This window comes from Trichocoleus sp. DQ-A1, from assembly GCF_039961955.1.
Taxonomy (GTDB): domain Bacteria; phylum Cyanobacteriota; class Cyanobacteriia; order Cyanobacteriales; family FACHB-T130; genus FACHB-T130.
In genome coordinates, this window is the sequence record NZ_JAMPKE010000004.1 from 101053 (window position 1) to 119921 (window position 18869).

At 46.8% G+C, this 18869-nt stretch carries 19 protein-coding genes, 1 tRNA gene and 1 pseudogene; 9 read left to right on the forward strand and 12 right to left on the reverse strand.

Annotated features, from left to right (window positions below; genetic code table 11):
* The 8 genes from NDI33_RS06120 (at position 1) to NDI33_RS06155 (ending at position 7586) form a co-directional block, all read left to right on the forward strand.
* On the forward strand, positions 1-516 hold the full coding sequence (locus NDI33_RS06120; RefSeq protein WP_190412723.1) for a R3H domain-containing nucleic acid-binding protein: 516 nt from the start codon (positions 1-3) through the stop codon (positions 514-516).
* Between the two features lie 80 nt (positions 517-596).
* Entirely contained in the window at positions 597-1103 is a 507-nt protein-coding gene (locus tag NDI33_RS06125; RefSeq protein WP_190412722.1) for a YceD family protein, read from the forward strand.
* A 276-nt stretch (positions 1104-1379) separates the two neighbouring features.
* Entirely contained in the window at positions 1380-2909 is a 1530-nt protein-coding gene (locus tag NDI33_RS06130) for an AAA family ATPase (RefSeq protein ID WP_190412721.1), read from the forward strand.
* Entirely contained in the window at positions 2906-3388 is a 483-nt protein-coding gene (locus NDI33_RS06135; RefSeq protein WP_190412720.1) for an SH3 domain-containing protein, read from the forward strand. The genes NDI33_RS06130 and NDI33_RS06135 overlap by 4 nt, the downstream gene beginning before the upstream one ends.
* Positions 3389-3597: 209 nt before the next feature.
* Entirely contained in the window at positions 3598-3768 is a 171-nt protein-coding gene (locus tag NDI33_RS06140) for a hypothetical protein (RefSeq protein ID WP_190412719.1), read from the forward strand.
* 188 nt (positions 3769-3956) lie between these two features.
* Complete coding sequence (locus NDI33_RS06145; protein ID WP_190677713.1) at positions 3957-4835, forward strand: peptidoglycan-binding protein; 879 nt, start codon at positions 3957-3959, stop codon at positions 4833-4835.
* A 47-nt stretch (positions 4836-4882) separates the two neighbouring features.
* A complete protein-coding gene (locus NDI33_RS06150; protein ID WP_190677715.1) occupies positions 4883-6142 on the forward strand; it encodes a peptidoglycan-binding protein in 1260 nt (419 codons plus the stop codon).
* Between the two features lie 73 nt (positions 6143-6215).
* Positions 6216-7586, forward strand: a complete 1371-nt coding sequence (locus NDI33_RS06155; protein WP_190412716.1) for a peptidoglycan-binding protein — start codon at positions 6216-6218, stop codon at positions 7584-7586.
* 90 nt (positions 7587-7676) lie between these two features.
* Here NDI33_RS06155 and NDI33_RS06160 read toward each other — a convergent pair whose 3' ends face one another.
* From NDI33_RS06160 to lipA, 4 genes are all read right to left on the reverse strand, one after another.
* Positions 7677-8132: a transcriptional repressor gene (locus NDI33_RS06160; RefSeq protein WP_190412715.1), complete on the reverse strand. Its 456-nt coding sequence runs from the start codon at positions 8130-8132 to the stop codon at positions 7677-7679.
* A 383-nt stretch (positions 8133-8515) separates the two neighbouring features.
* On the reverse strand, positions 8516-9793 hold the full coding sequence (gene sigC / locus NDI33_RS06165) for an RNA polymerase sigma factor SigC (RefSeq protein ID WP_190439649.1): 1278 nt from the start codon (positions 9791-9793) through the stop codon (positions 8516-8518).
* Positions 9794-10179: 386 nt separating this feature from the next.
* On the reverse strand, positions 10180-11163 hold the full coding sequence (locus NDI33_RS06170) for an NAD(P)H-dependent glycerol-3-phosphate dehydrogenase (RefSeq protein WP_190412713.1): 984 nt from the start codon (positions 11161-11163) through the stop codon (positions 10180-10182).
* A complete protein-coding gene (lipA, locus tag NDI33_RS06175; RefSeq protein ID WP_190677716.1) occupies positions 11156-12040 on the reverse strand; it encodes a lipoyl synthase in 885 nt (294 codons plus the stop codon). Before lipA ends, NDI33_RS06170 begins: the two co-directional genes overlap by 8 nt.
* Before the next feature lie 137 nt (positions 12041-12177).
* Here lipA and NDI33_RS06180 point away from each other — a divergent pair.
* Positions 12178-12251: transfer RNA gene (locus tag NDI33_RS06180), tRNA-Pro, on the forward strand.
* 29 nt (positions 12252-12280) lie between these two features.
* Here NDI33_RS06180 and NDI33_RS06185 read toward each other — a convergent pair.
* From NDI33_RS06185 to NDI33_RS06220, 8 genes and pseudogenes are all read right to left on the reverse strand, one after another.
* Positions 12281-12523 (reverse strand): hypothetical protein, encoded by a 243-nt coding sequence (locus NDI33_RS06185; RefSeq protein WP_190412711.1) that lies wholly within the window; start codon positions 12521-12523, stop codon positions 12281-12283.
* A gap of 112 nt (positions 12524-12635) precedes the next feature.
* Positions 12636-12821: a hypothetical protein gene (locus NDI33_RS06190; protein WP_190412710.1), complete on the reverse strand. Its 186-nt coding sequence runs from the start codon at positions 12819-12821 to the stop codon at positions 12636-12638.
* 81 nt (positions 12822-12902) lie between these two features.
* Positions 12903-13472, reverse strand: a pseudogene (locus NDI33_RS06195) (Uma2 family endonuclease).
* Positions 13473-13572: 100 nt separating this feature from the next.
* Positions 13573-13935, reverse strand: a complete 363-nt coding sequence (gene nirD, locus NDI33_RS06200; protein ID WP_190412709.1) for a nitrite reductase small subunit NirD — start codon at positions 13933-13935, stop codon at positions 13573-13575.
* 66 nt (positions 13936-14001) lie between these two features.
* Positions 14002-14427, reverse strand: a complete 426-nt coding sequence (locus NDI33_RS06205) for a hypothetical protein (RefSeq protein WP_190412708.1) — start codon at positions 14425-14427, stop codon at positions 14002-14004.
* A 44-nt stretch (positions 14428-14471) separates the two neighbouring features.
* Positions 14472-17015 (reverse strand): nitrite reductase large subunit NirB, encoded by a 2544-nt coding sequence (gene nirB, locus NDI33_RS06210; protein ID WP_190677718.1) that lies wholly within the window; start codon positions 17013-17015, stop codon positions 14472-14474.
* A 357-nt stretch (positions 17016-17372) separates the two neighbouring features.
* On the reverse strand, positions 17373-18272 hold the full coding sequence (hetR, locus tag NDI33_RS06215; protein ID WP_190412890.1) for a heterocyst differentiation master regulator HetR: 900 nt from the start codon (positions 18270-18272) through the stop codon (positions 17373-17375).
* Positions 18273-18634: 362 nt separating this feature from the next.
* Positions 18635-18841: a hypothetical protein gene (locus NDI33_RS06220; protein ID WP_190412706.1), complete on the reverse strand. Its 207-nt coding sequence runs from the start codon at positions 18839-18841 to the stop codon at positions 18635-18637.
* Between the last annotated feature and the right edge of the window lie 28 nt (positions 18842-18869).

Below are 18869 nucleotides of genomic sequence, written 5' to 3' on the forward strand. Positions count from 1 at the left end.
ATGAGCGATCGCAGAATGCAGCGGGGTCAGCAGTGGCTAGAGCAACTCCTACAACTAGCCAAATTTCCTACCGGCGTTAAAGAAACCGCAATCCAAACGATTCCACAAAGCAGCGACTCCTCCCAAGCAGAATTAGAAACTTACTGGTTGACAATCGACGAAACTAAACTAACATCCGCACAAATTCAAGCCTTAGTAGGTTCTGAAGGTGCGACTCTCGATGCCATCCAGTACCTTGCCAATGCCATTTTGAACTTGGGTCAAGAGCGGGAGGAGCAGACGGCTTACACCATTGAACTTGATGGCTATCGCGCTCGGCGTCAAGCGGAACTCCAGGAACTTGCTGAGGATGCCGCTCAGCAAGTTCGCTCTTCTGGTCAAGAATTTGAAATAAAATCTTTGTCTTCAGCAGAGCGGCGTCAAGTTCATACTTTTTTCCAAGAGTGCGACGATTTAGAAACCTATAGTCGGGGTCAAGAACCAGACCGGCGTCTGGTTGTACGATTAAAAAATTAAGACTTAAAAAAGGAAAATGAGAAATAATTTTATTTTTTATTTTCCTTTTTTAATCGGGTTGGAAGGATGGCTGAAGCATTATGAAGGCGATTTATATTCCTGGGCTTCTGAAAGCGCCAGAGCGCTCAGAAGTCATTCAAATTGATGAGTTTTTACCAGAACTGGAAACTTTGACGCCCGTGCGCGGACAGATAAAAGTTTCCCATCAAGGAAATTACCTGGATGTTTCTGTGAAAGCAGAAGCAATTGTCACTCTCACTTGTCATCGTTGCTTGCAACAGTATAATCACCGTCTAGCTATCAACACATCAGAAATGATTTGGTTAGATGAAGCGGCTGAGCAACCAGACACAGGGCCTGTAGAACGAGAAACACCACTCGAAGATTTGTTGGAAATGCTGCCGCCACAGGGTCATTTTCAGCCTGATGTTTGGCTATACGAACAAATGTGTTTGGCAATTCCCCCAAGGCAGCTTTGTGACAAAGATTGTTCGGGGATTCAACCAGCAAATACTAATGGCTCGGACAGTTTATCTGACCGCCGATGGGAAGCTTTAAAAGCACTCAAAAAACAATTTCCCAAATAGTCAGCCGTCAGTGGTTAGCGGTCAGCGGCAAGAAACAAACAAATTAAGGGAACAAGTATCGCCCTTCCATATACGAACTGAACCACTAAGGCGAGATGCTTTTTCTTGGTTTTTACAAGTAGTTGGCAACTAATCAAGCAACAATGATTGTACGGGCGGGTTAAATGGAGAGAGTTTTGGGTTGCCAAGATTTTTGTTCGCGCCCCTACCAACTGACCACTGACCTGGAGACGCGACAACCGCAAGTCTTCTACCAACTGACATCCTATAACAGCTATGAGCTTCAGTGAAGAGTTTGAACTGCTGCTACGCGCCCGATATCCATTAATTTATATTCCAACTCCCGAAGAGGAACGAGTAGAAGTAGCGATCGCGCAGGTAGCTCAACGGTTAGGCGATCGCCCAGTCTATATCTGGGATTTTGTCGATGGCTATCAGGGCAACCCCAACGATGCCGGTTTTGGACGACGCAATCCGGTTCAAGCATTAGAATTTGTAGAAAAAGTGGCAGCATCTGCCCCAGGAATCTTTATTTTGCGGGATTTTTCCCGTTTTTTAGAAGATATATCAGTTTATCGCAAGCTGAGGAATCTGTCACGGCGTCTGAAATCCCAGCCGAAAAATATTGTCATCGTCGCGCCGCAAATTGCCATTCCAACGGACTTGAGTGAAGTCTTAACCATCCTGGAGTTTCCGTTGCCAGCGCCAGCTGAGATCAAGACAGAAGTGGAACGCTTACTCGGTGCCACAGGTAAATCCCTCACCAGCAAAATTTTGGATGAACTGGTGCGTTCCTGCCAAGGGCTATCGATGGAACGGATTCGTCGTGTCTTGGCACGCGCGATCGCGACTCACGGAGAGTTGCGCCCTGAAGACGTGGAACTGGTGCTGGAAGAAAAGCGTCAAACCATTCGCCAGACCCAAATATTAGAGTTTTATTCGAGTAGCGAGAAAATTTCTGATATTGGCGGCTTAGATAACCTAAAAGACTGGCTGCTGCGGCGTGGTGGTTCCTTTTCAGAACGAGCAAGGCAATATGGTCTCCCTTATCCCAGAGGGTTACTCCTTGTAGGAATTCAGGGAACCGGAAAATCGCTGACGGCAAAAGCGATCGCCCATCACTGGCACTTACCTTTATTACGCTTAGATGTAGGGCGTCTTTTTGGAGGATTGGTGGGAGAATCGGAATCTCGCACTCGGCAAATGATTCAACTAGCGGAAGCTTTAGCTCCTTGCGTACTCTGGATCGATGAAATTGACAAAGCTTTCTCTGGCATTGATGGGAAAAGCGATGCCGGAACAACCAGCCGCGTCTTTGGTACCTTTATTACTTGGCTGGCAGAAAAAACTTCACCTGTATTCGTCGTGGCGACTGCTAACAATATTCAAGCTTTACCTCCGGAAATGCTTCGCAAAGGTAGATTTGATGAAATCTTTTTTGTGGGTTTGCCCGAACAAGAGGAACGCCGTGCCATATTTGCGGTACACTTATCCAGGCTGCGGCCTCACAACTTGAGTAGTTACGATCTCGATCGGGTAGCATACGAAACCCCCGATTTTTCTGGGGCAGAAATTGAGCAAACCTTGATAGAAGCGATGCACATTGGCTTTAGCCAGAATCGAGACTTCACTACCGATGATATTTTAGAAGCCGCCAGTCAGATTGTGCCCCTAGCTCGGACTGCCCAAGAGCAAATCCAGTTTTTGCAAGATTGGGCAGCCGCCGGTAAAGCCCGTATGGCATCGAGACACAGCCCTTTGAGTAGTCGCTTTCATCAGCTGCAACAACCGGAATCACAAGCATGAGTTGGTCGGGTTTAGCAAAATTTATAATTGGTTTCTTCCTAGCGATCGTCCTCCTCGCTGTGGGTGGTGGTGCTACCGCCTATTACTTCTTAACTAAACTGTCGGCTCCTCCGCCCAAGCCGGTTTATGCAAATGATAAACCAGAGGTAAAAGCCAAAGCTTCTCCTGGCGCTGTCAAGACAACATCGGCGTCCTCCGCTCAACCCAACCCAACGCCGACGCCCAGCACTGCTCCTGCTAAAGTGCTAGAACCTGGAGCGTATACCGCTCGCGTTACCTGGCGCGAAGGTTTAAGCCTACGAGAGGCACCAACTTTGGAAGCTAACCGCGTCGGTGGGGTCGGATACAATCAGCGGATTGTAGTCATCAAAGAAAGCGATGATAAAAGATGGCAACAGATCCGTCTGGAAGAGGGCGAACAACAAGGTTGGATCAAAGCCGGTAACATTGAGCGAGTTGAGACAGAACAACAGCAATAGGCGAAATCCGACAGAAGTTTCAGTGCGGGGGATTGCAGTACAAGCATAGAGATCCCCTGTTTTTGTAACCTTGGGACGTGTTAAGAAAATTAGCTTAATTTAAATCTTAATTGCAATATTCCAGCAACTTTTCAACCTACTAAAGTCTGGTGGTAGTTTGTAAAACTGTAAGTCACAGCTATTTTTAACTTGGCTGCTGGAGCGCAACAATGTTCAATAAAAACTCTCATCAAGATTTATTAGGATCTGCCGTTATCGCGGCATTGGGTGCTGGTATCGTTACTTCTTTTGCTGTAAGTCAAGGTCAACACCCGCTCGTAGCTTTAGGCATTACTGGTGTAGCGGTGATAGTTGCCTTAATTTTTGATGCTAAGGTTTAGTTTAATCGCTGAAAACGTCTAGAGTTTCTCAAAAACAAGACCTAGAAACCATCTAGCTTAAAGTATTCTCTCTGTAGTTAGTAAACAAAAAACTTGAAAATAACGTAAAATAAGCCAAAAATAGCAGTTAAACCTTCGCTGAAAACTTCAGTGAGTGGATTAGCTGCTAAGAGTTTTGCAGGACAAGAATGGAGACGCTTGCCTATCTTTATGTAGCAGTAGCTTACGAGGAAACGACAGATCCTCTGGCTTTTCCAGTTCTAGAAAAGTTAGAACTTTTTAAGGATCTCAATCGGCAAAAGCTTTCTAGCACCGCGACAAGCTATCTACTATCGCTGGCTCTAAATCTAGCTTTCCTCAGTTTGCTCCACAGTGCTAGCGCAATACAGATAGAGGATAGGGGTGCTGAAGTGACGGCTTTGCAAACAAACTTGATGGCAGCCAACTACTATAAGGGACCTGTCACTGGATACTACGGCAAGTTGACCGAGGCAGCGGTGAGGCGTTTCCAAGCGATCAGTGACTTAGATGCTGACGGCATCGCGGGTTCGGAGACCCTAGAAGCATTAAAGCGATATCTGGAGAGCAAAAGCAAGAAAAGTAAAAAGTCGCACAACACTCCGCAGACGAGTGCAATGAACATTGGTAAGCGCGGGTTGCGACTGGGCGATCGCGGTCGGGAAGTCACCGAAGCTCAGCAAAGGCTGAAAGCGGCTGGTTTTGATCCGGGTTCTATTGATGGAAAATTTGGCTGGAAAACAGAGCAAGCTGTGAAGCGCTTTCAAGTGGCGAGGGGTTTAAAGATTGACGGCATTATGGGTCGGGAAACCTGGTTTGCTGCCGGGTATCTTGCGACTTCAAATTCTCCTTACTCGGTGATTGTAATGGCTGAGACTACCGAAACGCTGCGCCAAGTGCGCCAGTATGTGCCGAATGCTTATCTGGATACTTCCAGTAGCGATTCTAATATTCAGGCAGGAGCATTTGCCAATGCGTCTGGGGCAGAACGCCAGTCGGAGATGTTGCGATCGCAAGGATTGAATGCACGAGTGGTATATCGTCGATAGGAAGTGCGATTTGATGCAATCAATCGGCTAGACTGGCGTTAAAATCTATGCTGTTAAAAGTAATGGAAACCCTTGCCTATCTTCATCTAGCCTTAGTCTACGAAACACCTGTACAAGAAGCCGGTGTTTCTCCGGTTGGGGAAAACCAGGAATTTCTGACCGGATTGAATTGGAAAAAGCTTTCTAGCCACGCAACGATTCATTTTCTATCGATTGCCGTTGCCTTAGCGATGCTGGGAATCGCTTCTCAGGCGTTAGCACAGAGAACGCTGAAACAAGGCGATCGCGGTTCTGAGGTACGCGCATTACAACAGCAGTTACAGGCGCGAGGCTTTAGTGTGCCCGCCACTGGAAATTTTGGCTCGCAAACTAAAAATGCGGTGATTCGATTCCAGCAAGCCAATCGGCTCACACCAGATGGGATTGTGGGTCGAGGAACCAGGGCAGAATTATTTAATCAAGTTAGACCGACTATAAGCCAAAGCTTCAACAATGACCCGTTTACCCTGCCACCTCCGGACAGAACTCTTGACTCGCTTCCGGACAACCCTACACTGTCTGCTCCCAACATCCCTACACTGAGAGCAGAAAATATCTATCCAGAAGATATCTATTCAGAAAATACCTATTCAGAAAATACCTATTCAGAAAATACCTATTCAGACATTAGGCTTGTCCAAGAACAGTTAGCACAGGCAGGATTCAACCCCGGTCGTATTGATGGAGTATTTGGTCGAAATACGGCGCAAGCTCTCAGGGAGTTCCAGACAACTGTAGGTTTATCCCCCAGCGGTACGATTAATTCAGAAACGCTGCGGGCACTAGACGACTACGTTGCCGGTCGTCCAAGTCAACAACTAAGTGACTACAGCAACCGGAACGACAGGAGTCGTAGAAGTCTCCAACCTGGCGATCGCGGTTCCGAGGTCGAGGATCTCCAACGGCGATTGAGCGATCAAGGCTTCAACCCTGGTCGCATTGATGGGGTTTATGGTCCCGCTACCCAGCGAGCTGTCAGGGAGTTCCAGCAAGCTCGGCGTTTATACCCTGACGGCATTGCAGATGCACGAACCCTACAGGAATTAGGAATTAATTTTGCTGAGAATCGCTACGTGGTAGTCGTACCAGGGAATTACACAACATTGAATAAAGTCCTCCGCTATGTACCGAATGCGGATCTGGGGCCGAAATCGAAACGAGGTTCCTATGTAAATGCAGGGGCATTTTCCAATCGGCAGCTTGCCGAAAGCCGCTCCGAGCTACTGCGATCGCGCGGACTAGATGCACGGGTGGTATATCGCCCCTAGGCACTAGTATGGTATAGCTAGTTGATGAAATTGACCTTCTTAAACTGTCTATCAAGAGTTTGCCAGTAAAATTATGGAAACCCTTGCCTACCTGCATCTTGCCCTGGCCTACGAAGCATCTACGAACAGCGAGTTTCCTATAGTCTGGAATAGCCAAAAAATTTTTGAAGGACTGAACCGCCAAAAGCTGTCTAGTAGAGCGAGTTTGTCTCTGCTATCGCTTTTTGTCTCACTGAGCCTCTTGGGAATGTCTCAAGCTTTAGCAATACTTGAGCCAGGAAACACCGGCGCGGAGGTAGCCACTCTCCAGCAGCGCTTGCAGCAGCTAGGCTATTTCAAAGCAGGTATCACAGGCAATTTTGGCCCGATTACAACGGAAGCTGTGATCCAATTCCAGAAAGCTAATGGGCTGGAACCGGATGGCATTGTGGGGCCGCGAACCGAAGCCGCCTTACAGAAGAAGCGAGGCAAGGCAATCCAGGCGCAGGCCAGCCAATCTCGGCAGGTCAGACAGGTCAGCCGCCCACGTTTCCAGTCTGTCAGGCAACGTACTCAGCCGGTCAGCAAGGCTTCTCAGGTCAGCCAACGTCCGAGGAGTGGAGTCCTACAGGAAGGAGACAGCGGTCCGGAGGTAGTATCCCTCCAGCAACGGTTGCAAAAACAGGGCTATTTTCAAGCAAATATCACTGGCTATTATGGCCCGATCACAAAAGCAGCCGTTAACCGATTTCAGCAAGCGGCGGGAATGCCAGTAGATGGCATTGTCGGTTCGGATACCCAGGCAGCTTTGATAGGTGTGGGAGGTGGAGAGGATCGGACTCCGCCTAAAAATATCACTTCTAGTGGGCAGATCCTACAATTAGGCAGTAACAACCGGGAGGTGGTAGAACTCCAGCGACGGTTGCGGAAACTGGGAATTTTGCAAGGGGCCATGACTGGCTACTTTGATCAAGACACCAAAGATGCCGTAATTCAGTTTCAGAAATCGCAAGGTTTAACAGCTGATGGAATCGCTAGACCCAATACTATATTGGCTCTGAAAAATACAAGAGATCGCTTTAATACAGCTTCTAGCGGACAGATCCTACAGTTAGGCAGTAACAACCGGGAGGTGGTAGAACTCCAGCGACGGTTGCGGCAGATGGGAATTTTTCAAGGTGCCATGACTGGCTACTTCGATCAAGACACCAAAGACGCCGTGATTCAGTTTCAGAAATCGCAAGGTTTAACAGCTGATGGAATCGCTAGACCCGATACTATATTGGCTCTGGAAAATACAAGCGATCGCTTTAATGTATTGTCTTTACAAAAGCGTCTGAAAGAAAACGGCTTTTATCGCGGACCATTAAATGGGGTTTTCGAGGCGCAAACCAAAGCAGCAGTTGAAGCTGCCCAACGTGCTTATGGTCTCAGCGCTGATGACATCGTCAAGGGACGTTTTTAAACAAACATAGCAATTAGCGATTAGCTATACTACTAGCTAATCGCTATGGTGGAAGTGGTGCATCCCGCCCTAACCCTACTCGATCGCTTTTTAAATGGGTAGTAACGCCCGCTGGCAAGTTGGACAGATAGCGTGAATCGTCATCTGACAGTCAAGCAGGTGGTACCCTTCTTTTCTGGCTGTTCTGGTGCCGGTTTTCAAAATCGAGTCATTTTTGAATTCAATCGTCTTGTTACACCGAACACATATCAAATGGTGATGGTGATGCGGGTAAGGTTGATTGAGTTCGTAATGCTTATGTCCTTCCGCTAGTTCAAGTTCGCGCAAAATGCCTAGCCGAGCCATTAACTTTAAGGTTCGGTAAATGGTGGATAAGCTTATGTCCTCACCTTCACTGTGCAACAACTCGTGGAGGTCTTCAGCACTAAGATGCTGACCTCTGGGAAGATGTTGAAAGACATTCAGGATGGTTTCCCGTTGGGGAGTTAAACGCCAGCCCCGCTCGTTCAGTTCAGCCTTGAGTGAGGTTGCTGTGTAGAAAGACATGTTGACCTTCTCAAGAAAGTAGCCCTATTGAGAAGAATAGCGAATTCCTAGAATATTTGCAACAATCGAAGCTTATTGAGAATAATATTTAATAAGAAACAAGGCGAAGAAATAGGGAAAGCAACTGGAAAAAGGAAGCAAGATAAGTTAAGAATTATATCTTTTGCTTTTTTCTTTTTTCCTTTTGACCACTGCTGTGAGTGTCAGTTGTTACTTGTGGGATCTAGTTTTATGCCTTGTCCCTGCTGGGTGCAGTATTTACCGCTTTTTACCACTGCTTGCCGCTCCCTGACTTTCTATATTTGAAATCACAAAACCCTCCTTAAAAAGGGGGGTTTTGAGAAATTAGTATTGGGCAGTTGTGAAAATGAAATTACTATTTCTTAGCCCAAGGACTCCAGATAGTCGCGTACACGGTTGCGGCGCTTGGGTTGCCGCAACTTTTGTAAAGCTTTGGCTTCAATTTGACGAACTCGTTCTCTAGATAAATCCAGAGCGCGACCAATTTCTGCCAAGGAGTAAGGATGACCATCTCCTAAGCCAAACCGCATCCGAATCACATCTCGCTCGCGGCTGGTGAGATCGGCAAGCAGCTGCTGCAAATCTCGGTGTAAAGCTTCTCGCATCAACACTTCTTCGGGAGATATGCTGTCTGTTTCCAGCAAGTCGCCTAATTCTGTGTCTTTCTCCTTTCCTACTTTAATTTCTAAAGAGACAGAACGAGGCACCCGAAGTAAAACTTCCCGTACCTGCTCCGGTGTCATTTCTAACTCAACGCCGATATCCTCAATGCTTGCCGTGCGACCTTTTTCTTGAGAAATTTTGCGCTGAGCTTTCTTAATTTTGTTGAGCTTTTCGGTGATGTGAACCGGCAGGCGGATAGTACGACTTTGAGTTGCGATCGCTCTGGTAATTCCTTGACGAATCCACCAGTAAGCATAGGTGCTAAACCGATAACCCTTGGTCGGATCGAACTTCTCAACCGCCCGTTCTAGCCCAAGGGTTCCTTCCTGGACTAAATCCAACAATTCCAGTCCGCGATTTTGATACTTCTTCGCCACAGAAACCACTAGACGCAGGTTGGCCTTGATCATGTGTTCTTTGGCGCGAATGCCAGTGGCCTGAATCCGCTCTAGCTCTTCAACTGCCAGACCTGCTACTTCTGCCCAGCGACGCTTCCCAGCAGCTAATGTAGGCTTCAGGTTGCTCAGCTCAATACCCGCTTCCGTCGCCCACCGTTCCAAAGAAGGACGGTGCCCCAACTGAGATGCTAGACGATCGTGTACTTCAATCAGATGCACATACGGCTGAATCACTGGATCTGCCTGGTTGGCAGTATCATTTCTCAGCTCCAGCAACCGCATATGACGCTGGACTTTTTGAGCTTCCGAGACTTCCTCATCTCGCCCTAGTAACCGAACCCGGCCAATTTCCTGAAGATATAACCGAACCAGATCGGTAGTACGACGGCTGGCAGTTGCCCGTAGAGATGCCTCGCCGAGTCGCCCGTACTCTGCATCTAGACCTTCCATCTCAGGGCTATCGAGATCATCCACCGGGGGTCGAGCATCGTCGTTCAACACGGCAGACCCAAAGTTGTAATCTGGCAACTCGGAGTCAAATTCTGTATCTGTCTCTGCATAAAAAGGAGTGGCTGGCATAGGGATCTCTCAATTGCGTCCGGAATAGTCTTTCAATTAATCACTTCACTACTTATTGCTAGAATTCCCACCCTCCAGGACGAAACAGCTAATGCTTACCTTTCTGTTACTTTCTGTTACATCTAGCTGCATGACACTTACTGAATTCATCGATATCGATGGTTATGCAGGTAGGGACGACGTGACATTCAGAAAAACCTGTCTCTAGTAGGATTCAGATTTCTATCTTTGGGTAGTATAGGCAGCGCTCAATCTTAGAGTAGTGATTTGGGTCAAAGGCCAAGTTAATCTACATCACCAATTGAAGGATTTCCTGAAAAATCCCTAGGGTTAAGAAAGAATATTGGCTCAAAGAGTTCCCTATAGATGGTTTTAAGGGCTAAAACCTAGCTATACTCAGGTTTGCTGTCTCTTAGCATGAGTGCTTCAACTGCTGAGAGTGGGGTAACTTCCCCTTTGAGCAAGCGATAGACTTGGTAAGAAATCGGAACTGAAATTTCTTCTCGATCCGCTCGTTGAATCAGCACGGAAGCGGTGTTGACCCCTTCAGCGGTTCCTTCCAGCTCGGTTAAAACTTCGGAGAGTGTCTTACCTTGAGCCAATCTGTAACCGACCTGATAATTGCGACTGAGACTGCTGTTGCAGGTGGCGAGTAAGTCACCAAGTCCTGACAATCCATAAAACGTTTCAGGTTGTGCCCCCCAGCAGTTGCCGATGCGGATGATTTCAGTGAGACCACGGGTTAACAAAGCGGCTTTGGCATTCGTTCCCAATTGCAACCCATCACAAGTACCGGCAGCGATCGCCATCACGTTTTTTAGCGTTCCGCCGAGTTCCACTCCCAAAGGATCAGCATTGGTATAAACCCGAAAACTGGGGGACGAAAACACCGCTTGCACCGACGAGGCAGCGGCAGCATCCCGGCTGGCTACCACCGTAGCAGCTGGCAATCCTTGTTGAATTTCTTTAGCAAGATTTGGCCCCGATAGAACGACCACTGGGCGAGTCGGAAATGCCGCCTGCCAAATTTGTGAAGGGGTGCAGGTAGTGACAGGATCTAATCCTTTGGTAGCGGTGACGAAAATTGGCTTAGAAGAGACAGCCTTTTGTACATTCGCCGCAACCTCGCCGACACCTTTCATCGAGATGGCGGATAAAACAATTTCAGCATTCTCTAGAACCGCCTCTAAGCATAGGGAAGACTGACGCGACCACACACGGACGTGATGACCGTTCTGAGATGCGAGAGAGGCAAGGGTCGTACCCCAAGCGCCCGATCCAAGAATCGCTATCGTGAGTTTTGAGTTTTGACCTTTCGCTTCCCTCAAGGGAATCGTTTTGATTGAGTTAGAGGAGTTCTGGTCACTCATAACTCTTGAATCGAGGATAGCGTTCCATCAATTCCCGCACCTGTTCGGCATGATAAGAACTCCGAGTCAGGGGAGAGGAGACGATTTGCAGGAAACCCAGCGACTCGCCAAACTGTCTCCAAGCATCAAACTGAGCAGGTGTGACAAAGCTATCGACTTTCAAATGTTTTTGGGAGGGTTGGAGATATTGCCCAATCGTCAAAATATCGCAATCGACATCTCGTAAATCTTGCATTACCTGCCGGATTTCGGCGTCAGTTTCTCCCAGCCCTACCATCAAACCAGATTTTGTGTAAACCCAAGGGGCTAACTCGCGGGTTCGATGTAGTAGTTCGAGCGATCGCTGATAATTTCCTTGAGGACGCACTCGCCGGTAAAGACTAGGAACCGTTTCTGTATTGTGGTTTAGCACTTCTGGTGCTGCTTGGAGGATTGTTTCGAGTGCCCCCCAATTGCCGCACAAGTCAGGAATCAATACCTCAATGGTCGTCTTCGGGGAGGTGGCGCGAACTGCTTGAATGCACTGGACAAACTGAGACGCACCGCCATCCGGCAAATCATCCCGGTTCACTGAGGTAATTACCACATGATTCAGTCGGAGTCGTCTAACTGCCTCCGCCAAGTTTTCTGGTTCCGTGGAGTCAAGCGCTTTGGGCTTCTTCTCAAAGTCGATATCGCAATAGGGGCAAGCCCGCGTGCAGGCTGGCCCCATAATTAAGAATGTCGCTGTACCGGCTTGGAAACACTCGCCGATGTTGGGGCAAGAGGCTTCCTCACAAACGGTATTCAGCCCCAAATCCCGCAAAATTTCTTTAACACTACCGACTCGCTCCCACTGAGGCGCTTTGACGCGCAACCAATCTGGTTTAACAGCCACAACCCGCTTTTTCCACTTTCAGTCATACAGAGTTTATCGTAGCAAGCAACGGACTCAGTGAATTAATTTCTGGTGGAGTGGGTTGGTGATTTGGGATTTGGCGTGATATTGTGGATCTAGTTTGTCACTTATGACAACGGGATGTAGCGCAGCTTGGTAGCGCACCTCGTTCGGGACGAGGGGGTCGCAGGTTCAAATCCTGTCATCCCGATTTTGATTTTTTGAATGACACTTGCGATGTCATCCTGAAGTGCGTCCAATAATTCTCATTTGACGATCGACAACGTTACCCCTAGACTCCTCAACAGAGGTATCGGGAACAAGTTCATCAACGTTGTCATAATCATGAGTTGCGTCATTTAGATCCGATTCCTCAGAATAATCGGCGCGTGCGGTATCGGGGCCAGCATCAGGGGTGAGAAACCCACTGCCAGTGTTGTCAGCGCCTACGGCATCAACGTGCTTCGGTTGATTTGAAAACATTGTTTTTCCTCCGGTTATAAGGCACAAATAAGATTTCATAACTACAGATTTTTTCTGTTAGTTATGCCATAAGTGTTGAAATTTTATTGCAGCTCTACATCAGTCTGAAGACTTAGTCCGAGTTGAGTGCGATCGCACTTTGCTGATGGAGTGAGATGGGGTGCGATCGCATCTTGACCCCGTTGTCAGCCAGTAATTTTGCTCTGGCTAGATGTATTTTTTTAGGGGTGGGTGGGGACACTGAATGAGGGAAGCGATCGCGCCTTGAGCGTTGCGCTTCACTCCACTCAGGATGCAAAATAACAACTTATTAGACTTTTAAAACAGCTTCTAAAAGTAAGCACAGCTAGTGGAGATCGCCTTTTTCCCTACCACTTTCCTACACAAAAAACCGAGCCACAGTGCAGGTAAAATCTGGCAATAGAGGTGAACTTAACTCATCATTATTTAGTAGCGTTGCTATCAATTTTAGCGTCGCATTTTCGCGGTGGTAGATTTCAACTTGTTGCAAGCGCCAATCAGCAATCCAATACTCTTGGACTCCCCGTGATGCGTAAAGTTTGAGTTTAGGTTCTCTATCTTGGCGTTCATTCTCTATACCAGGTGATAACACTTCCACCACTAATTCTGGTGCGCCTGTTAGATGTCCCGCCTCGTCTAGCAATACAGCTAATCTTCCGTTACTAGCCCACACTACATCTGGTATGACGTTATCTGATTCGCTGAATAGCACACCCGGAGTGATGCTGGCTTGCCCTAAACCACTAAAAACAGACCAAGCATCGACTTCTCAACAGATGTTGAAGCAGGTGCGTTGATGCTTCCAGTGGGGCGCTCTGGTCATAAACAACTCTCCATCAATAATCTCATAGCGCGTGCCTTCGTTTTCAGGTAAGAGGTTGATATCTGTAGTAGCCCAACGCACTCCATTAGTTACCGTAGGCTGCATAGGAGAACTCCTTTTCATTAGCTGTATATATAGTAGTATCCCTATTAAAGAACCCGGTTTCTCTTCTGAAACCGGGTTCTTTGATGAAATGTAGCAGTAGTTATTCGCTAATAGCTACCTGCACTTTATCTTCCACCACTCTTACAGGAAAAGTAGGAACGCTTACGGTTTCATCGTCTAAGCATTCTCCGGTGAGCAAGTTAAAATTTTGCTTGTAGATGGGGGATGCAACTTTGGGAATGCCATTGCGATCGCCTAAAATTCCCCGCGATAGGACAAAGGCTTTACTAAAGGGATCGTAATTGCCTAGCGCAAATACATCAGTTTCTTGTCCCACACGGAAAATTGCCACCTGTTGATCTTCAACTAAAGCGCAAACTCCAGTGTTGGGCGCGATCGCTGACAGCGGACAAATATCAACCCATGTAGAAATTGTCTGACGAATCGGTAATGCTTGAACCATTTTCTTTTCCTATTGATTAACGGATTGGTGTAGCCTAGCTTGAAAAATTCAACACATTGCAGCAAGTCAAACTAACTCAAAAACTCGCTCTTTGGTTATTTGAACCGTACTGCATAGTTCGCTTAACACAGGTTCCAAATACAGCACGGCTGCAATGTTATTTCTGCCTGATTCCTGCTGCTTACGCCTAATTTCTTCTAGGTCAACGGAATGTTTCTTGACACGAAACATTCCTATATACTTCCACCTAGCTCGATGTAGCTTGAGGAACACTGGAATAGCACCTCCTTGTTGGCAGAGTATCTCAGCTTTCTGTTTTACTTTTGGTGAATCTTCTACCAAAACTTCATCAGGAGCTTTTGAGTCCAGGGTAGGCTTAAAACATCCACACACAATCTTTCCAGCACGCTGAGGAAGATAAGTTTGGAGTTCTCCACCCAATGCAGAATGAATTTGATAGCGTGTGTATGTTTTTCCTACTTGAAATAACATCAGTTTTTTTAAACTGTAGGTAATGCACCAGAGCAACAGTCAGCTTATTCGGAAATACCAACTAAAACCTTCTCGTGGTCATAAGCTGGACGTTTTTGCCCCCGTTCCTCTACATGAACTAAACCAGGATCGGGTTGGTCAGAATTGACAAAGTGACGGAATCGCTTCACTTTTTCTGGATCTTCAATTGTGGCTTTCCACTCACACTGATAGGTATTGACAAGATGCTGCATTTCTGATTCTAATTCAGCACAAATGCCCAGAGAATCTTCAATAACTACCTGCTTCAGGTACTCGATGCCTCCTTCCAGCTTATTGAACCAAGTTGCAGTGCGTTCTAGTCGATTCGCGGTGCGAATATAGAACATCAAGAACCGATCCAAATATTTAATCAGCGTTTCCTTGTCAATATCTGTTGCTAACAAAACTGCGTGTTGTGGCTTCATTCCTCCGTTGCCACATACATATAAATTCCAGCCATTTTCAGTTGCGATAATGCCAAAGTCCTTGCTTTGAGCCTCGGCACATTCGCGGGTACAACCCGATACAGCTGATTTTAATTTGTGGGGCGATCGCAAGCCTCGATATCGCAGTTCGATCTCAATCGCCAAAGTGGTTGAATCCTGAACCCCAAAGCGGCACCAGGTGCTACCTACACAAGATTTGACCGTGCGGAGTGCCTTCCCATAAGCGTGTCCCGATTCAAATCCAGCATCTATCAGTCGCTGCCAAATTTGGGGTAATTGATCTACCCGCGCACCTAATAAATCGATCCGTTGTCCACCTGTAATTTTGGTATAAAGACCAAAATCTTTAGCAACTTCTCCCAACACAATCAGCTGATCTGGTGTTAGTTCACCACCGGGAACTCTGGGGATTACTGAATAAGTTCCATCCTTCTGAATGTTTGCCAGGTAATAATCATTGGTATCCTGCAACCCCACATGCGGCATTTCTAAAATATACTCGTTCCACGTTGAAGCGAGAATAGAAGCTACAGCAGGCTTACAAATTTCACACCCCTTCCCTTTTCCATGTTTTTGAATTAAATCTTCAAAAGTCAGGATTTTTTGAGAACGCACCAAGTGATAAAGTTCCTGACGGGAATAGGCGAAGTGTTCGCAGAGATGATTTTTTACCTCTATCCCCGCTTTCTTCATCTCAGCTTTGAGGATATCAGTTACCAGTGGCACGCAACCGCCGCAACCTGTGCCGGCTTGGGTGCATTTCTTTACACTGGCAATATCAGTGAGTTGCCCTTCTTGGATGGCACTACAAATTTGCTCTTTGCTAACATTATTGCAAGAGCAAATTTTGGCAGTATCTGGTAAACTCTCCACACCCATACCGACTGTGGCAGACTTGCCTTCGCGGGGTGGCATCAGCAAATCTTCTGGATGAGGCGGGAGGGCGATCGCATTCTGCACAAATTGCAGCAGCGTACCGTAAGCTGAAGCATCTCCTACCAGAATTCCACCTAAAAGATGGCTACCATCTTCATTTAAAACCAGTTTTTTGTAAACACCTTGGATGGTATCAGTAACGGAAATTTCTTTAGCGCCGGGAGATTTGGCAAAGGCATCCCCGAAACTGGCAACATCCACTCCCAACAGTTTGAGCTTGGTGGACATATCCGCGCCGGTAAAGCTGCTCGTCCCTGTTTTGCTCAGGATATCTGCCGCTACGCTTGCCATTGTATAGCCAGGAGCGACTAAGCCGTAAATTCGATTTTGATAAAGGGCGCATTCTCCAATAGCATAAATATTTGGATCTGAAGTTTGGCAAGAATCGTTGATAACGATCCCGCCGCGATCGCCTACTGCTAATCCACATCCTCTCGCGATTTCATCGCGAGGACGAATTCCCGCAGAAAAGACAATCATATCTGTCTCTAACTCTTCACCATCAGCAAAGGTCATTTTAGCAACCTTGCCATCAATGCTGACAATTTCTGTTGTAGATTTACTGGTATGAATTGAAACCCCAAGTTCTTCTATCTTGTTGCGAAGGATGTTGCCACCGACATCATCAATTTGTAGTGGCATTAATCTGGGTGCGAACTCAACAACATGGGTTTTTAAACCCATATTTTTGAGAGCGTTCGCACATTCCAAACCTAATAATCCACCCCCAACAACGACACCAGTTTGGCAATTTTTCGCATAGGATGACATTGCCTCAAGGTCATCTATTGTCCGGTAGACAAAATTACCTTTCGCATCATTCCCTTTAATTGGCGGTACAAAAGGATAGGAGCCTGTTGCTAGAACAATTTTGTCATAGGCAATTGTTATCCCATTCGCTGATGTAACTGTTTTTTCTTCCCGGTTAATCGCAACTGCCTTATCACCGATATGGATTTCAACTCCATTTTCTTGGTACAAACCCGGTTGAACTAACGATAAATCTGCCGCAGTTTTGCCTGAAAAGAAACCACTCAAATTAACCCGATCGTAAGCAACACGAGGCTCTTCGCAAAATGCGATCAAGTTCCATTCCTGCGTCGCTCCTTTAGCGATCATCAGTTCTAGAAACTTGTGTCCTACCATACCGTTGCCGATAACAATAAGATTCTTTTTGCCGGTCATGCAGTTTTATAACGCCTATTTTTACAATCTTCTTAATTAGTCCTATAAAAGATTTCAAAGTAAGTTTGTAAAAATTGTTACACTAAACTGTTTGGCTATGCAGTGTGCGAATGATCCCGATTGTGTTTTTGCATGAGGAGTGAAAACTTTATACAAATGTGGGTCAATTTAGCAGCAATACTCATTTCAAATTTGTTTGTAGAACCCCGCATTCAGCATCAAACTATTGGGGCAATGCCTACACAAGGCTAAGTTAATTTTTCCCCGATTTCAGGCAAAAGTTTTACCGATGTAGCTTCTAACTGAAGCAGGGTGGGCATTGCCCACCCTGCTCAACGAAAATGTGAGTTAAGTGTTTTATTCTTCTTTTGGGCCAAAAACCATTTGTAGAAGCACTGGCTGACCGTCGGCGCGGTGATATTTATCTGCCCAATCCCGGATGACCATATCCAGTTCTTGCATGGCTGCCTCAATGCGATCCGGTGGAATATCGAGTTCCTCTAGTATCCGCATCACATTTAGCTGTCGGTCTGCCCAATCTTTCATCAGTCGGAAGTAGCGGGCAGTATCCTCAATCATGATATAAGTGCGTTCTTCGTCCTCAGCGGGTGAGTAGGAAGCGCGAGTGAGGGCGTAGAAGGGCAATCCCCAAGGAGAATCAATTCGCGTTACCGTGCCGGAATAGATTAAGCGCCGCTTGATGTGTTCGGCGAATGCTTCGCTTAGAGGAATGCGGCGTTCTTCTGGCAAGTCTTCCTGGGAACGACTGTGGAGAAATTCAATTAATTCTAGAAACTGAAAAGCGTTGATTAGCTGGGCATCCGGCAGATTATTTGGCAGTTTTTCCTCAAGGTATCGCTTTTCGTCAGCGGTCAGGTTGGTGCTATAGATGCGCGATCGCCCCGGTTGCCACGGAAACTGCTCCATCCAAACATAGGGAAACTGAATTAAATACCGAGGTTCTTGGGAACCCAGCATCTTCAGCAGTTTCCCTTCGGTCAGCGCTTGCCGAACTTCCTCGACGATGACTTTGACTCGCTTCGGCTCAATGTGGTGCAGGTGCCCCGTCATCCGGATATTTTGACCCTGCTCCAAATAAGTCATGTAAATCGCGCACTTTGCTGCCGTGGCAGCAGCATCCAGGAAGGCTCCGTGTCGGTGCCCGCCGGTTCTCATCGCACTAAAGGCCAGATAAAACATGATCTGATCCATCGCACCGGGGCTAAGGCTTTTGATCAGATCCAGGTCGTTGCTCATATCAGGGGTGATCGCATCGCAAGGGGACAAAACACTGGTTCCTTGGTGAAAATGGTGAAAAGCTTATGTTTCCACATTTGCAGTGAGTTCAATTCACTCGCTGAAACTATTGAACTCTAAGCACCCCGATAGCATGAACGTAAATAATCTCTAATTATAGAAAAGGACGGCCTAATATATAGCTTTTGTCAGGGAATAAATTCTCCGTGACAGGCAAAATTAGACAAATAGTGCCCCAAGTACACTGGCACAAACCTGCTAGAGCTTAGTTTGCTGCCTTCAAATGAGCTTTCATCGACCTCAGTCGCAAGGTGAAAAGCGGATCGATGACTTGTTCAGATTTGGCTAAATAGAGGATAATTCTAGACGATAGAGATATATTCGGGCGAAAACGCATCTCGGCGTCCGGTTCCTTTATCCGGAGACGGTTCGTTCCCACGTTTCAGCGATACGGCTAGCTCGGAAGACGTGGATGGCAGTTGCTTGGCAGAGGCGGACTCGATCCCTAAGAAATTACCTGAAGAGATTGATAGTAAGCTCAACAACATGATAGAGGTGTAAGGGCGCATAGCAGATGTCCGTGTCAGGGTTATAGTC

Bases quoted from the DNA above. Each gene is read 5' to 3' on its own strand.
- NDI33_RS06120 (WP_190412723.1), top strand. From the start codon at position 1: ATGAGCGATCGCAGAATGCAGCGGGGTCAGCAGTGGCTAGAGCAACTC.
- NDI33_RS06125 (WP_190412722.1), top strand. From the start codon at position 597: ATGAAGGCGATTTATATTCCTGGGCTTCTGAAAGCGCCAGAGCGCTCA.
- NDI33_RS06130 (WP_190412721.1), top strand. From the start codon at position 1,380: ATGAGCTTCAGTGAAGAGTTTGAACTGCTGCTACGCGCCCGATATCCA.
- NDI33_RS06135 (WP_190412720.1), top strand. From the start codon at position 2,906: ATGAGTTGGTCGGGTTTAGCAAAATTTATAATTGGTTTCTTCCTAGCG.
- NDI33_RS06140 (WP_190412719.1), top strand. From the start codon at position 3,598: ATGTTCAATAAAAACTCTCATCAAGATTTATTAGGATCTGCCGTTATC.
- NDI33_RS06145 (WP_190677713.1), top strand. From the start codon at position 3,957: ATGGAGACGCTTGCCTATCTTTATGTAGCAGTAGCTTACGAGGAAACG.
- NDI33_RS06150 (WP_190677715.1), top strand. From the start codon at position 4,883: ATGCTGTTAAAAGTAATGGAAACCCTTGCCTATCTTCATCTAGCCTTA.
- NDI33_RS06155 (WP_190412716.1), top strand. From the start codon at position 6,216: ATGGAAACCCTTGCCTACCTGCATCTTGCCCTGGCCTACGAAGCATCT.
- NDI33_RS06160 (WP_190412715.1), bottom strand. From the start codon at position 8,132: ATGTCTTTCTACACAGCAACCTCACTCAAGGCTGAACTGAACGAGCGG.
- sigC (WP_190439649.1), bottom strand. From the start codon at position 9,793: ATGCCAGCCACTCCTTTTTATGCAGAGACAGATACAGAATTTGACTCC.
- NDI33_RS06170 (WP_190412713.1), bottom strand. From the start codon at position 11,163: ATGAGTGACCAGAACTCCTCTAACTCAATCAAAACGATTCCCTTGAGG.
- NDI33_RS06185 (WP_190412711.1), bottom strand. From the start codon at position 12,523: ATGTTTTCAAATCAACCGAAGCACGTTGATGCCGTAGGCGCTGACAAC.
- nirD (WP_190412709.1), bottom strand. From the start codon at position 13,935: ATGGTTCAAGCATTACCGATTCGTCAGACAATTTCTACATGGGTTGAT.
- NDI33_RS06205 (WP_190412708.1), bottom strand. From the start codon at position 14,427: ATGTTATTTCAAGTAGGAAAAACATACACACGCTATCAAATTCATTCT.
- nirB (WP_190677718.1), bottom strand. From the start codon at position 17,015: ATGACCGGCAAAAAGAATCTTATTGTTATCGGCAACGGTATGGTAGGA.
- hetR (WP_190412890.1), bottom strand. From the start codon at position 18,272: ATGAGCAACGACCTGGATCTGATCAAAAGCCTTAGCCCCGGTGCGATG.
- NDI33_RS06220 (WP_190412706.1), bottom strand. From the start codon at position 18,841: ATGCGCCCTTACACCTCTATCATGTTGTTGAGCTTACTATCAATCTCT.